A 13,872-nucleotide genomic window follows, 5' to 3' on the forward strand; every position below is an offset into this window, starting at 1 on the left:
TCTTAGCGTGCAGCCAGCGGCGCGGCTTTGCCCGGGCTGTCGACCCAGTACGCGCCGTCAGGCGGCACCGCGAGGAAGCGGTGATACAACTCGGCCTGCGTCGCGTGCACGTCGAGGTCCTTGAACTGCTGCGGATAAAACCACTTCGCGAATGCTTCGATGGCGACGATGTTGTACGGCGAGTCGTAATAGTTGTGCGAGATGCCATGCACGCGGCCATCGTGGATCGCCTTGATCGTGTCGAAACCCGGCCGCGACACCAGCGTGCCAAGGCTTGCGCGCGCATCGGCGTCGCTCGTCTGCGCACCCACGCGCAGCGACGCAAGACCCGCTTTGGTGCGGCTGCCCGTGGCAATGTAGACATCCGGTTGCGACGCGATCACCTGTTCCATGCTGATGTCGCCGAGCACGCCAGGCACGAGTCCGGCGGCGATATTGCGGCCGCCCGCAGCGTTCACGAACTCGCCGAAATTGCCGTTGCCCGCGGTGTGGCAGCAGCCTGCATCCCACACGCCCGCGAGCATGTCGACGAACACTTTGGGACGTTGCGACTGCGGTACGGCATGCACGACGCTTTCCACGCGCGCCAGATGCTGCTGATAGAACTGCGCGTACGCATCGGCTTCTTTCTCGCGATGCATCACGGCGCCCAGCAGCTTGATGCTCGGAATCGTGTTCTGTATCGGATGCAGACGGAAGTCGACGAACACGACCGTCGTGCCGGTTGCTTCCAGTTGCTTGACGAGCGCGTTATAGCGGCTCGGGCCGTGGCCGGCGAGGCTGAAAATCGCCAGATCCGGTTTCAGGCTCAGCGCTTTTTCGTCGCTGATGCTGTCTTCGGTCGCCTTGCCGATCAGCGGAATCTGCTTGATGCCGGGGAATTCTTCCGCGTACGCGTTGAAGGTCTGCGGGTCCATCGCCGGCAGATCGCCCTGCCAGCCGACAATGCGCGCGAGCGGCTGCTTGCCTTCCAGCAGCGACGTCGCCATCAGCAGACGGCTTTCGCCGAGCAGGATGCGCTGCGGGTTCGCCGGAATTCTGACCGTGCGGCCGGCCAGATCGGTGACGGTGCCCGCTGCGGGCATGGCCGCTGCCGCTGTACCGGCCGAGGTCGCGGCGAACGCATCGGCGCTGACACCCGCGAAGCCCAGCGCGATCACCGCGCAAGCCGCCACGGCGCTAGCCAGCCGGGCAAAAGAGGGCCGGCTCGAAGATGTCTGGAAAATCGACATGATATAGTTAGTTAATGAGAATGATTGGCATTTGCCGTCACTGTAGCGGCGCAATGTAATGGCGATGTGTTGAAAACGCGCTGTTTTGTAATGGAATGTGTTGGAGCGGGAGAACCGCGCCCAACGCGCTGGTCGATCCGCCCGGCACCCGGCACCCGGCACCGGCGGCAAAAAACAAGAGCTTGAAGATGGACCACATATTGATCGTCGATGACGATCCCAACATCCGCCAGCTGCTGCGTGACTATCTGCGCGACATGGGGTACGACGCGAGCACCGCGGGCAACGGTGCCGAGATGACGCGGATCATCGGTTCGTCGCAGGTGGACCTGGTCGTGCTCGATCTGATGCTCGACGGCGAGGACGGCCTCGACATCACCCGCGAACTGCGGCGCGAACATAGCGTGCCGATCATCATCCTGAGCGCACGCGGCGGCTTGCTCGACCGCATTCTCGGACTCGAAATGGGCGCGGACGACTATCTGCCCAAGCCGTTCGATCCGCGCGAACTGGTCGCCAAAATCAAGGCGGTGCTCAAACGCACGCGCGCGATGCCGGCCACGCCGCGCGCGGACGCGAACGCGTTCATCCGCTTTGCGGGGTGGCGGCTCGATACGCGGATGAAGCAGATGTTGTCGCCCGACGGCGTGATCGTGTCGCTGGGCGGTTCCGATTACCGCACGCTGCGCACGCTGCTCGATCATCCGAACCGGCCGTTGTCGCGTGAATTTCTGCTTGACCAGGTGTTCGGCAAGGAACGCACGCCGCTCGACCGTTCAATCGATGTCTGCATCAGCCGGCTGCGCCAGCATCTGAAGGATCAGGCGCGGCAGGCAGCGCTGATTCGCACGGTGCGTAACGAGGGCTACATGCTGGTCTCCGATGTCGGCTACGAAGCGTAAAACGCGCGCTGTGATGAAACTTCGCCTGTGGCCCGACACCCTCTACGGACGGCTCGTGCTGATTCTGGTGGTCGGCATGTTCGGCGGCCAGTTGTTCACCAGCACGATCTGGTTCGAGACACACGACAACCGCACGCTCGAAATTCCCGCCCGACTGTTTGCGAGCCGTCTCGCCGATACCGCGCGGCTGCTGCAACACGCACCCGACGACGCGGCGCGCCACGCGATCATCGAGCAACTCGGCGACGCGCGCTACCGGCTGCATCCAATCGACGCGCCGGCCGGTCCGCCTGCTGCGCCAAACCGCGACTCGGTCGCGCAACGGACGGTCGGCAATCTGCTGTCGGGCGTGATCGAGCGGCGGCTCGGCGAACCGGTCGAGGTGCGTCTGCTCGACGCGCATCTGCGGGACGAATCCGGTCGCCATAAGGGCATCTTCAGTCTGTTCGACTCGCGCATGCCGACCGGCGATTTTCATGTGCAGTTAAAGGTGCCGAATGGTCCGTGGCTCGACGTGCAGGCCAATGAAGGACAGGCCGGCATGCAGACGCAGCCTTGGTCGCTGGTGTTCGACTATCTGGTGCGGATTTATTTCGTCCGTTTGACCGCCGTGTTTCTGCTTGCGCTCGTCGCCGTGCGTTTTGCGGTGCGGCCATTGAAACAGCTCGCGAGAGCCGCGGAAGCACTGGGCCGCAATATCTATCGATCGCCGTTGCCGGTGAGCGGGCCGCTGGAGGTGCGCACCGCCGCGCAATCGTTCAACCGGATGCAGGAGCAGTTGACCGAAGGCATCGCGGCACGCACACGTTTTCTGACGGCCGTGTCGCACGATTTGCGTTCACCGCTGACGCGCCTGCGGTTGCGCGCGGAAATGTTGCCGGATCCGGTATGGCGCGAGCGCTTGCGCGGCGACCTCGATGAGATGGAAGCGATGGTGCGCGCGACGCTTCATGCGGTGCAAGGTGCTGAAATTACCGAAGCGCGTCACGACATCGATCTGGGCTCGATGCTCGAAAGCCTGGCTGAGGATGCGCGCGAGGCGGGACATCCAGTTACGGTCGACGGAAAAATAGCGCGGCCGTTTCCGGGATATCCACGCAATCTGAAACGGTGTTTGCAGAATCTCGTCGACAACGCGATCCGTTATGGTGGCGACGCTGTCATCAAGATTAGCGATACCCGGCAGACGGTCACCGTCGTCATTAGCGACAACGGCCCGGGCATTGCGGACGAGGCGCTGCTCGAACGGGTTTTCGAAGCGTATTTCAGGCTCGAAACGAAGCACGCCGAAGACGCCCGCCAAGATGCCCGGCAGCCGACAGGCACGGGACTCGGGCTGACGATTGCGAGAAGCATTGCCGCTGCGCACGGCGGCACGTTGATCCTGAAGAACCGGCAACGCGGCGGACTCGACGCGGTTCTGACGTTACAGCGCGACAGCTAGACGCTCGGCGCGCCATCCGGCAGGTGGCTTCTCATCAGATGGCCTCTCATCAGATGGCTATCGCCAGGTTCAGTCGCTCAGCGAAGTCAAATCGTCTGCCATCAGCACGCCCTGCCGTTGCGTGGGTCGATCGACACTCACTGGCCGGTGTAAGTCCGTGTTGTCGAGCCGCGCGTCGATCCAACTGATCGCCCAGCGTATCGCGCGGTCAATGGCATCGTCTTTACGCTCGAACCATTCGATGTCGCGCTCGATATGCATCTGCGGTTCTTCACGGTCCTCCGCGAACGCCTGCACGATACGCGCTCGGGCAAAGTACCTGCCGAAGAAGAAATCGGGCGTCGCGTCGATCGTCCAGCCACGATAATCGGTAAGCATGGGTGTCTCCTGAATCGAAATGTATGCGACACACAGCATGCGGCGTACCCAAAACAGGTTCGCAAAAACACAAGAAATAGCAGCCAGCACAACTGCCAGCGTAAGCCGCACCTGTCCCAAGTAACGCGGCGTTCAGATCGACGCGTGAATATGCACACTCCGGCACGGCGCTTGCGTGGTCGCAGGGCCGGACACCCCCGACTGACGCCTCCCTTTAAACTGGCCAGACAGCCCGGACGCCCGACTTTACCCACTTGGGATGAATGTCATGGATGTGGTCGACGATGGCGGTAGCAGCCGGGCCAGCCGCGTGCGTAGGCGGCGGCGTTCGCGTGTACTGTCGAGGTATGCGGGGCGCCCTATTCGTCTGATCTGGCGGTATGTCGCGAGGCATAAGACAGCGCACAGCCTGGTCTTGTTGAGCGTGTTCGCGGCGGTGGCTTGCGCGCTCGCCTCGCAATACGGCATCCGCAATCTGATCGATGCTTTACCCACGGGCCGCGCCCACCCCGAGGGGGTCATCCGGGCGTTCACGATACTCGTCGCACTGATCTTCGCGGACAACCTGTTCTGGCGCATCGCCGGATGGATCTCCGCGCGCACGTTCGTGGCCGTCACCGGCGACATACGGCGTGAGATGTTCGACTATCTGGCCGGGCACGCGCCGTCGTTTTTCTCAGACAAACAACCTGGCGTTCTTTCCAGCCGCATCTCCGCCACCGCCAACGCGGTGTACACGGTTGAAAACACCATCGCGTGGACCACGCTTCCGCCAAGTCTGACCGTGATCGGGTCAATCGGTCTGGTCGCGGCCGTCAGCGTGCCCATGAGCCTCACGCTTGTCGCCATTTCCGGCGTGCTGGCTTTCTGCCTGTTTCTGCTGGCGCGCAATGGAAAATCACGCCACGAGGCGTTTGCCAGACAGGCGGCCTCGGTCGACGGAGAACTCGTCGATGTGATCGGCAACATGGGGCTGGTGCGCGCTTTCTGCGCGATGCTGGTGGAAGGCCGGCGCTTCGACGCCCACCTCGCGGCCGAAACAGATAGCCGCAAGCGCAGCTTGTTGTATCTGGAAAAACTGCGGCTGTTGCACGCCATCGCCACGTCCATTCTGTCGGCCTGCGTGCTCGGGTGGACCGTGTGGCTGTGGAGCGAGGGCCGCGCCACCACCGGCGACGTCGTCCTGATCGGCTCGCTGGGCTTTTCGATCCTGCATGGCTCGCGCGACATCGCGGTTGCGTTCGTCGATCTGACCCAACACGTCGCGCGCCTCGGCGAAGCATCGGAAACGCTGCTGATTCCGCATTCCATGCCTGAACTGACCAAAGCCACGCCGCTTGACGTGAAGCGCGCGACGGTGGACTTCGACAACGTGACATTCGCTTATCCGGGACGACGCCCCGTGCTGGACCGTCTGGACCTGCATATCGAGGCGGGCGAGCGGGTGGGCCTGGTCGGTCCCTCCGGCGCGGGAAAGTCGACGGTACTCGCGCTACTGCAACACTTCTATGAGCCGGGTTCGGGCTACGTGCGGATTTCGGGGGAGGACATATCGCAGGTCACGGTGCAGAGTTTGCAAGCCGCGATATCGATCGTGCCGCAGGACGTGACGCTGCTGCACCGCTCATTGCTCGAGAACATCCGCTACGGCCGTCCGGACGCGAGCGACGCCGACGTGCGGCGTGCGTGCGAAGACGCGCACTGCCTCGACTTCATCATGGCGATGCCCGATGGCCTGAACACCGTCGCCGGGGATCGCGGCGCGAAGTTATCGGGCGGCCAGCGCCAGCGCATCGCGATTGCAAGGGCCATTCTCAAGGACTCGCCGATTCTTCTGCTCGACGAGGCGACTTCCGCGCTCGACACCGCCTCAGAAATTGCTATTCAGGCGGCCCTCGAACGCCTGATGAAAAACCGGACCGTGGTGGCCATTGCGCATCGGCTCTCGACGGTGCAAAGCTTCGATCGCATCGTCGTGCTGAATCGCGGACACATCGTTCAGGAGGGCCCGCCAGCCGAACTGGCTGCGGTCCCCGGTATCTATCGCGATATGCTTGTGCGACAAGGTAGACGCACACCCGCTCCGCGCCCCGATTTGATGTGAACACCAACACACGTGGCCGTGTGGTATCAGTCGCTGTTCACTGCCTCGACTTATTCGGCAATGCGTTTGAAGCTGACGTAGTAATCGTCGGTGTAGTAGCAGTCGCCGGTCTGCTTGCGCGGTGCACCACATATGATGCGGCGCTGCCCGCGATCCGCCGCACCGGGCGTACGGACGGTATACGCGTGGTAATAGCCGCGCGGGTGTTGCGGCAGCAGTCCCGCACTGTTGCGGAACAGGACACCGTCTTCGCTAAATGGGAATGGGCCGCCCGCCTTGATCAGACGCAATGTGTCGGCCGCTTCTGCCGGCAACTGCGCCTTGGTGACGACGGCTAGCGTGCCCGGCGTTTGCGCGCCGGATGCGACCGATGGGCCGCTCGCGGCCGACCCAGGCTGACTCGCCGCCTGGCCCGCAGATGCACCCGCATCCTGAGTAGCGTTTTGCGATCCACTTTTGCCACATCCGCCGAGGATCGCACTCAAGATGAGGATGCAGGAGAAAGTCCACGTCCGGTTCACGAAACGGTTATCTCCAGTTGACCAGCATTTGTCGAGCACAGCCGACTCAAGAGTATCGCTAATGGCAGAGTGAATCAATGTTCGGCCTGGATTCAGCGGAACTCGGGCGAGCGGTTCAAGCTCGCACGCTGCGGTGCTGTGGTGCTGTGGTGCTGTGGTGCTGTGGTGCTGTGGTGCTGCGGTGCTGCGGTGCTGCGGTGCTGTGGTGCTGCGGTGCTGTGGTGCTGCGGTGCTGTGCTTGAGGCAGTCATTGCTGGCGCAGTGCTGCGCACAACTCCCGCGCGCCGCAGCCGGGCAGCGATGACAGGATGATGTAACGCGAAGTGACCCGCCTGGATCATTACATCTTGAAACGCCCGGTGCGTGCCGCCATTGCCAGGCCGATCACGGCAATACCGGCGAACAGTGCTGGCAGCAGGAATACATCTGGAAGACCAAGCAAGGCGACCCCGAAACCGCCGGTGATGCCTCCCAATGCCGAGGCAAGAGCCGTCGAGCTCATGAAGATTGCCGACGCGGTCGCGACCGCGTCCGGAAGCAGGCGTTGAGCAACGATGATCCCGAGAACCATGAAGATGCCCCACACACCGCCCATGAGGATCTGTCCAGCGAACATCCCCGCTGCCGACGCCCCCAACGCAAAGCATAGATTGGCCAATACGCCCAGCGCGGCCGCGATACACATCAACCACACGTTGCCGAGCCTGCGCCCCAACCCGATGCTGAACGGCATGATGAGTAGTTCGATGAACGGCTGTATCCCGATGACGGCGCCCCGCACGGCCGGACTGAGTTTGAGCTGCTCTTCCATGTAGATCAGCAGGAATCCGTACTTCACCGGCTCCCCTGCATAGACCAGCACGAAGAGCCCTGTGAAGGCCAGCAGCGGAACCATCGCACGCAAGCTGGCGTGATGCGTTGGCCCTTTCGCCGACTTCGGCTTCGGCTTGACGGTGGGGTTCAACGTCCCGAGCGGTGCGATCTGCAGAAGCGTGCAGATGGCGGTCATCCAAAGCATGGGACGCAGCCCGTAGGCTGCCGCTACCCACGCTCCCAGCACAGGACCGACGATCCATCCGCCCGTCAGCGCCATACGGATGATGGCCACCACACTTTCATTTGCGTCGTCCGGCCTGACGCTGAGTTCATCGTGGACAGCCGAAAAAATCTGCGAGGCGGTCGCACCAGAAACGGCCAGCAGAACGACGGCGAGGATGAACGGTACCCACACCGCCGTAGATATGGCTAGCCCCGCCCAGCCCAGAAAGCCCGCCACAGCACACAGGCGAAAAAGATTGAGGCGATTGCCGGTGTGATCGGAGTAGCGGCCGACGAAGTACCCCGCGACCGGAGCAGCAAGGCTGGTCAAATAATAAAATCCCGCCAGCGGCAACGACGCGCCGAGCTCCTTCACGAGAAACGGAACCAGCTGGGGTGCAGCCGCCGACGTGCCGAGACCCGACAGAAACATGGCAATCGTTGCGCCGAGAAAAAACCTCGAAGACGCAACCTGACGCAGTGCAGATTGACTACTGGCACGGTCGGGCATCGTGGAAGCTTGGCTACCGCTTTGGTCGGACATCGTGAAATGAACCCCTTTGGCTATTTTCGTGAAATCGTTCGGCAGCGACGGTTGATTTTCGGCGCACGCTGCAGACTATCTCAATCGTTCCCCGATTTCCATGGTCATGTCGAAGTGGTCACTTCGGGTTTTGCCGGCGTTTTTTGCAACAACGGAAAGCGAGGCCCGGCCCGTCTCTGCATAGATCGAGCTGAACGGCCCGTTGAGGCGTTTCAGCGAGGTATTCACGAGCAGCCGGATCGGTCGCAGTGGGTGATGCGTTGGGATGAAATCCTGCAGCTTCATCGTTGTCAACAAGGGTCCCCTGCATCGCATCCGCTGCCCGAGATCATGAACACGATATCCATGACGCCTGTTCCTCAAATCTTTTACACGGGACCAAAATTCAACCGCCTTGCATTAACTGAATCGCGAGACGGATCGCGCTCGCCATCATCCGGAAGTGCGCGCAATTTCCAATTTCTATTCGCCGGATTCGACAGCGAGCGCGAACGCACTCCCGCGATATATTTGCTAATTGGCACCGACAAGTTGAAGGGCATCAATCCGCATGCTTACGTAGTCCTTGTACTGACCCACCTGGCTAACCATAAAATCAATCGCATCGACGAACTCCTGCCTTCGCGCGTAGCCGACAAGCTCTGCAACAGACTAGCTCGCCTCCTCCAGATTCGTGACGCGACCAATCCAGATAGATCCTGTCCATGACTCATTGAGAAATGGTGACGGCTGTCATTTCCGTCAGCGTTTCGCGTCGGCGATAGTCGTCCAGATCGACTCCGAGAGCCGTGGCTCGCTCGGGTGTAATCGCGTCGATACGCGCAGCAGTCGAAGGGTGAACATCCAGGAACTTTCTGCAGCCGTTTTCTACTTGCTATTCCGTTAGCCGCACTTCGGTCCCGACTTTTCTGTCGCCGCTAACGCCAGCTTTTCCAATTCATTAACAGCGAGCACGATTGAGCAGTGCGCTTGCAAGTCAGTGCAACGCCTCCATTCACCCTGCTCTTTTCCGCCCGTAGAGCATGTTTGCAAGCATCAGATCATGTGACAGAGAGTTCAACGCCGGCGGCGATTACCCACATCCTGGTTTTCCAAATTTTTCCGACAGAGGCGTGTTCAACAACGTAAAAATTCCTTGATCTTTGCCCGCGAACATCTAATCTGATGAAACACCGTCGAGACGGTGGCGACGAGAAGCAAAAATTAGAAGATGCCAAACGTTTAGCAATGCAAAATCGCGTTGACTTTCTGCCTCGCATTGCAAGCGACGACCGTTCTGTTCTATAGGCTGATTGAGATCACGTAGGAGCCAGGTACGCTCATTGAGCGTCGACGAGGTTCTGCTGCGAGGACGATTCTTTGCTTTTTCAATAAGCAAAAAAAGATACGTTGCCTTAACGTCCCAGACTTTACTGGTCTTTGGGTGGCGCGGAACTTTGCGTCCTAACTTTGTACTATTTAAAGAATGAGCCGTGGGAAAAACATGCTTAATGATTAGTTCCAACCTGGACTTGTCGTGACTTTTTGACTTCGTGGCGTCACATGAAGAATCTGGCAAAAAAAATTGACGCGATAAGTTGATCTTTACAAATTAACGCAACGATATAAATCGGCATTGCGCCTCTTCTCATGACTATGGTCGGTGAGAGGTACTGCTTCATCACGTCTGCGATTTCAGTTTCGCACGTTGTGCGTTGCACGCAGAATCTAGAAAGGAATCGATTGGCCCGAACGCTTTCGCTGGCCGGTCGTTCACGTCAGGTGATCGCCAAACTGCATCAAACTATCGAGGAGAGGTTTCATGACGCAAGCCATTCTGTATTCGCCGGAACTCGTTACTTCATTGAATGCCTGGAAAGACGGCACGGTACATCACGGCAGGGTGCTTCGAGCAATGGAGGCGCTTCCGCAGGACACCGTCGTATCCGGAGCGAGGCTCGGGTCTGGCCTCCAGCGCGACATCGCTGATGGCGAAATTCTCAGCCAGCACAAAGGTAGTCCAGAGCAATTGAACCTCTTCAAGGCGTCACCCGCAAATGGCCTTACCACCATCCTTGGACTTGCGCGCCGCAGATCTGGTTTCAACCCGAGCGATCTAAGCAAAGACACGACTTCCACTACGTTTCAGGAGTACTCGAAACAACTGCATTCGTGCCCGATACTGAATTTTGAGGAAGACAGCATCGACCGCGAGATGGTCGAGAAGTCCGACTACAACGCGCTCATCGACCGCGTATCCAAGCTCATCAAGGCCGGGATGGCAAGCGACAAAGAGGCGATTCGTGAAAGTCTCGTGGAACTCGTGCGCACCGCGGCCTCAAAACATAAGGTTGAAACGGAAAAGAACCTCTTCGTGTGCTCATTTCTCGAAGGCAACGGGACTGACAAGCTGGCGTCGAAGGTAGCTACCACGAAGATCTCCTTCACCCAGGTTCACCTCCATAAGGATGACTCCAAGGGCATCAATGTCTCGCAGTCGTCCTTTGCCATTGCCAACATGAAAATCTCGCTAGACGGTGGACTTTGGGCGCAGTTTGCCGAGCAGTTCTGGAACGATACCTATGAGTCGGTGTCGTCATGGGTCAAAGGTTCAACCACACCAGCAGGCGCAAAGTTACACAACCTTTGCATTCGGTGACACTCATGAAAATCGACGCCTTCTTCAGCAAGATTGCCGAACTGTCATCAATCGCCGATCGCTACACGGTCTACTTTAGAGCGAAAGAAGACAAGTTCGTTACCTGGCAATTCGCCGTTAGCCATCCACTTGAGGTTCTGGAGAATGTCTATTCGCACAAGGTGCGCCAGGCGCTGAAGAAGGACGACGATTTGCTGGTCCGGATGCAGACAACGCAAGACAAACTCTCTGAATACTTCGAGCTCGGCGAGATTCCTGCGCGGTTGATGGGAAAGGAGCGGCCCACTGACCCTGAACTCAAGGTTCTCGACGCAGTGAGAATTGTCAACAAGATCAGTGACGGACGAGAAGAGGATAAGGAGAATAATCGTGATTCATTTCCGTCAAATTTCACTTTGCAGACGCTTGAAACCATAGAAAGGCTCTTTAAGGACAACAACAACGTAGCCGCGTTGAGCGAAGCCAGGAAGATACTTATCGACGTTCTGTTCGAAAACCCGCAACGGGCAGGGGCTGGCAGTGTTGCGGAATGGCTAAATAAAGATATCAAATCGTACGATGCCTATCTGGAGAAATTGGCGGAGATAGCTGCCGACTTCAAAAAGAATCTTAAGCACTTCACTATCATCAAAATCAACAACTCGATCGACGCTTTCGTGTTGCTGCGATATTACGTGTCGTACGAAGTGCGTGGGAGTCAGCTGCTATTGACCCAAAACGAAATTCGGTCTGTCAGCGTTGGCCTCACTGATCTGCTCCACAACACGAAGGATATTGGCCACCACGAGTTGTTGTCGTGCTGCCTCTCGGAAATCGAAGAGAAGTTACTTTCCGCGCCGGGACTCAATAAGCACGTGCTGTTTTACCTGAAGGGCGGCCGCGCGTTGCAGTTCTTTCTCGAGACGCCGGAGAAAGGTGACAATGACTGGGACTGTCAGTTCTTGATCGATCCCGACTTGCCGGCCGCCGAGTGGTACGAGAAGTATCGCTTGGCGCAGAATGTTCTTCTGGAGGCAATGTTTTCGGTCCGGCGCAAAGTGGAGGCTTTTTTTCTTGAAAAGGCCGACGAGAGCTCGGGTGTGCTGTTTAGCCTGACGGAAAAAATGGACGAACGCAAAGACGCAATAAGAGAAAAAATTCAGGGCGTTCTCGATCAGGCCAACTTGGAAATCGACGAGGACCCGTACCTTGGAGACTATCGCGAGTATCAGAACACCAAGGCAGAACTGATCGATGTCGGCGCCGCGAGACGCGATACCGTCGAGTTGTGGGAACAGTGGCACCTCCTGCATGGCCAGCTCCTGGAAGGAAAGTACGGCAAGTCTCCTGGACCTAGCATTCCCCCCGCCATCTACTACCTGAACGAACACCTGCTAATGGCATCGGAGGTCATCGGCAAGAGGTCCAAAGCTGCCGCAAAGCTGGTATCACGGATTACCCGGCTCAAGCAGATATTGGAACGCTACGATCTACCGCAGGACGACCACTACTCCACGCGAATGGGTCTGCAGACGGACAACTCCGATGTCCAGAAGATCGCGCGGGTCCGCTTCAACCAGATTTGGGAATCATTTGGCTGCGATGTCGACCCGGAGTTGGGCGCCCGTGTCAAAAGTGATTTCGTTGACGCGATGAACCAGCAAACCGATAAGCTCGTCTTCCAAAATTCAACTATCTGGGACTCGCTGGGAGCCGATGCCCAAGGGGCAATCAAGCTCGCGGCGAACAAGACGTGGACGCCCGACATTGACAGGTTCTTCTGCTGTTTGTGGCGTCTTCAGGATCTCAGTAGGAAGCTGATCGACACACAGAAAGACCGCTCCACCAAACTTGTGACTCAAGTCGGTATCAAGAACAAGGTTTCGCCGCTCGAGCTCGTGGAATCCATGTTCGAGAAACTCGATGGCCTCATCAATTCACCACGCGAAGAACGATATATTTCGCTTGTCTACACGGGCGGGCATGCCGCAAATTGTCACTATAATTTTTTGAAAGGACGAAACGCGTCCTTGGAAAAGTATAAGCCCGAGCCCGTTCCCTATCTCTCCGCAGCGCTCCACTGTGTCAAGTACAAGCTGCGCGACGACTCCGCTATTCCGACTGAGAGCCAAATATTCGAATTTGTGGAGAGCCTCATCGAACCGTGCAAAGCGGAATTCAAACATGCCGACCATAGTCTCGTGCTGAAGTCCAACCGGACTAACTTCACATTCGAACTGTACGTGGACGAGGGCCTCGCTGGCGTCATCAAACTGGAGTTCCATGCCGCGCTGAGCACGGTTCCATTCGTGTCGTATGTTTGGGGAAAGCCGTGTCTGAGTCTGAAGGATCTGGTGCGCGAATACACCAGGCGGCTTGCCATAACATCCGATTTTGCCGTGCAGGGTAGCCTTCGCGAGGCGCTCGACCAGGTAACCGGGATCATGACCGAGTTCACGACTCAGTGACCGAAATCCCGAAACAGCGGCGTGAGTTTTCAGAGCGGTTGCACGACTACGGGGTGTTGTTCAACTGCCTTGACAAGGAGGCCGTGCCAACTGATTAATTCTCCACTAATTGTTGGGTGGAACAATCAAGCGCTCCAACCACCCAAGATTTCGAAAATGGCAAACGCGCAGTTTGAAGTGACAAAGGGCTCGAAATGGCCACTGGAAGTGAAATTGGTGAGGCGCCGCAATCGCCGCATCGTGTATCTGGCGTGCGCTGTGATATTGGCGGCGGCCGCGATTTACATCCCTGTGTCACGAGAGGAAGGACTAGTGGCCACAGTTACTGGTTCGACGTGGGGCAAGTGGCAGCGTAATCGGGTGGAAGCAAGTCAGGAAGAACTGATGCGCGGATGCGCGAAGCAAGGTTTCACGACGTTCGACGCTTGTTTCAGGAATTCGTTGTCTGCCATGGGGCCTGGCTGAGCTGCGAACCAGCCGCGTCGCTGCCAAAATAATTTTGCGCCTTTTCTGCGAGACCAAAACACTCGTAGCCAATGCGAAACGGCCAGACAGGTCCGATTGAATAGCGATCTATGTAGCGAAACGCCCTGCTTTAGCCACGCAGATCAAACAGCGGCTTTC

At 58.4% G+C, this 13,872-nt stretch carries 10 protein-coding genes and 2 pseudogenes; 7 read left to right on the plus strand and 5 right to left on the minus strand.

Features of this window, described 5'->3' with window-relative positions; translation table 11 throughout:
* Positions 1–2: 2 nt before the first annotated feature.
* A complete protein-coding gene (locus LMG28727_RS10035) occupies positions 3–1,232 on the minus strand; it encodes an ABC transporter substrate-binding protein (protein WP_201642144.1) in 1,230 nt (409 codons plus the stop codon).
* 188 nt (positions 1,233–1,420) lie between these two features.
* Here LMG28727_RS10035 and LMG28727_RS10040 point away from each other — a divergent pair, with 188 nt between their 5' ends.
* Together LMG28727_RS10040 and LMG28727_RS10045 are read left to right on the plus strand one after the other, a co-directional pair.
* Positions 1,421–2,134: a response regulator gene (locus LMG28727_RS10040; RefSeq protein WP_201642145.1), complete on the plus strand. Its 714-nt coding sequence runs from the start codon at positions 1,421–1,423 to the stop codon at positions 2,132–2,134.
* Between the two features lie 13 nt (positions 2,135–2,147).
* Positions 2,148–3,578, plus strand: a complete 1,431-nt coding sequence (locus LMG28727_RS10045) for an ATP-binding protein (protein WP_201642146.1) — start codon at positions 2,148–2,150, stop codon at positions 3,576–3,578.
* 69 nt (positions 3,579–3,647) lie between these two features.
* Here the strand turns inward: LMG28727_RS10045 and LMG28727_RS10050 are convergent, their stop codons facing one another.
* On the minus strand, positions 3,648–3,956 hold the full coding sequence (locus LMG28727_RS10050) for a hypothetical protein (protein WP_201642147.1): 309 nt from the start codon (positions 3,954–3,956) through the stop codon (positions 3,648–3,650).
* A gap of 268 nt (positions 3,957–4,224) precedes the next feature.
* On the opposite strand from LMG28727_RS10050, the gene LMG28727_RS10055 reads away from it, so the two are divergent.
* Complete coding sequence (locus LMG28727_RS10055; RefSeq protein WP_201642148.1) at positions 4,225–6,060, plus strand: ABC transporter ATP-binding protein; 1,836 nt, start codon at positions 4,225–4,227, stop codon at positions 6,058–6,060.
* Positions 6,061–6,110: 50 nt separating this feature from the next.
* Here LMG28727_RS10055 and LMG28727_RS10060 read toward each other — a convergent pair whose 3' ends face one another.
* The 3 genes and pseudogenes from LMG28727_RS10060 to LMG28727_RS10070 form a co-directional block, all read right to left on the minus strand.
* A complete protein-coding gene (locus tag LMG28727_RS10060; RefSeq protein WP_201642149.1) occupies positions 6,111–6,581 on the minus strand; it encodes a ribonuclease in 471 nt (156 codons plus the stop codon).
* A gap of 340 nt (positions 6,582–6,921) precedes the next feature.
* On the minus strand, positions 6,922–8,163 hold the full coding sequence (locus LMG28727_RS10065) for an MFS transporter (RefSeq protein WP_201642150.1): 1,242 nt from the start codon (positions 8,161–8,163) through the stop codon (positions 6,922–6,924).
* A gap of 153 nt (positions 8,164–8,316) precedes the next feature.
* Positions 8,317–8,478, minus strand: a pseudogene (locus LMG28727_RS10070) (IS5/IS1182 family transposase); the annotation flags it as partial.
* 144 nt (positions 8,479–8,622) lie between these two features.
* Here LMG28727_RS10070 and LMG28727_RS34915 point away from each other — a divergent pair.
* From LMG28727_RS34915 to LMG28727_RS10090, 4 genes and pseudogenes are all read left to right on the plus strand, one after another.
* A pseudogene (locus tag LMG28727_RS34915) lies at positions 8,623–8,840 on the plus strand (transposase domain-containing protein); the annotation flags it as partial.
* A gap of 1,124 nt (positions 8,841–9,964) precedes the next feature.
* Positions 9,965–10,801 carry a hypothetical protein gene (locus LMG28727_RS10080; RefSeq protein ID WP_201642152.1) on the plus strand — a complete coding sequence of 279 codons (837 nt, stop codon included), beginning with the start codon at positions 9,965–9,967 and terminating at the stop codon, positions 10,799–10,801.
* A gap of 5 nt (positions 10,802–10,806) precedes the next feature.
* Complete coding sequence (locus tag LMG28727_RS10085) at positions 10,807–13,248, plus strand: hypothetical protein (RefSeq protein ID WP_201642153.1); 2,442 nt, start codon at positions 10,807–10,809, stop codon at positions 13,246–13,248.
* Between the two features lie 156 nt (positions 13,249–13,404).
* Positions 13,405–13,713 (plus strand): hypothetical protein, encoded by a 309-nt coding sequence (locus LMG28727_RS10090; RefSeq protein WP_201642154.1) that lies wholly within the window; start codon positions 13,405–13,407, stop codon positions 13,711–13,713.
* The last annotated feature ends 159 nt before the right edge of the window (positions 13,714–13,872 follow it).

This window comes from Paraburkholderia metrosideri, from assembly GCF_904848625.1.
Taxonomy (GTDB): domain Bacteria; phylum Pseudomonadota; class Gammaproteobacteria; order Burkholderiales; family Burkholderiaceae; genus Paraburkholderia; species Paraburkholderia metrosideri.

Excerpts from the sequence above, each read along its gene's own strand:
- LMG28727_RS10045 (WP_201642146.1), top strand. The coding sequence starts at position 2,148 with ATGAAACTTCGCCTGTGGCCCGACACCCTCTACGGACGGCTCGTGCTG.
- LMG28727_RS10035 (WP_201642144.1), bottom strand. The coding sequence starts at position 1,232 with ATGTCGATTTTCCAGACATCTTCGAGCCGGCCCTCTTTTGCCCGGCTG.
- LMG28727_RS10085 (WP_201642153.1), top strand. The coding sequence starts at position 10,807 with ATGAAAATCGACGCCTTCTTCAGCAAGATTGCCGAACTGTCATCAATC.
- LMG28727_RS10090 (WP_201642154.1), top strand. The coding sequence starts at position 13,405 with ATGGCAAACGCGCAGTTTGAAGTGACAAAGGGCTCGAAATGGCCACTG.
- LMG28727_RS10065 (WP_201642150.1), bottom strand. The coding sequence starts at position 8,163 with ATGTCCGACCAAAGCGGTAGCCAAGCTTCCACGATGCCCGACCGTGCC.
- LMG28727_RS10055 (WP_201642148.1), top strand. The coding sequence starts at position 4,225 with ATGGATGTGGTCGACGATGGCGGTAGCAGCCGGGCCAGCCGCGTGCGT.
- LMG28727_RS10040 (WP_201642145.1), top strand. The coding sequence starts at position 1,421 with ATGGACCACATATTGATCGTCGATGACGATCCCAACATCCGCCAGCTG.
- LMG28727_RS10080 (WP_201642152.1), top strand. The coding sequence starts at position 9,965 with ATGACGCAAGCCATTCTGTATTCGCCGGAACTCGTTACTTCATTGAAT.
- LMG28727_RS10050 (WP_201642147.1), bottom strand. The coding sequence starts at position 3,956 with ATGCTTACCGATTATCGTGGCTGGACGATCGACGCGACGCCCGATTTC.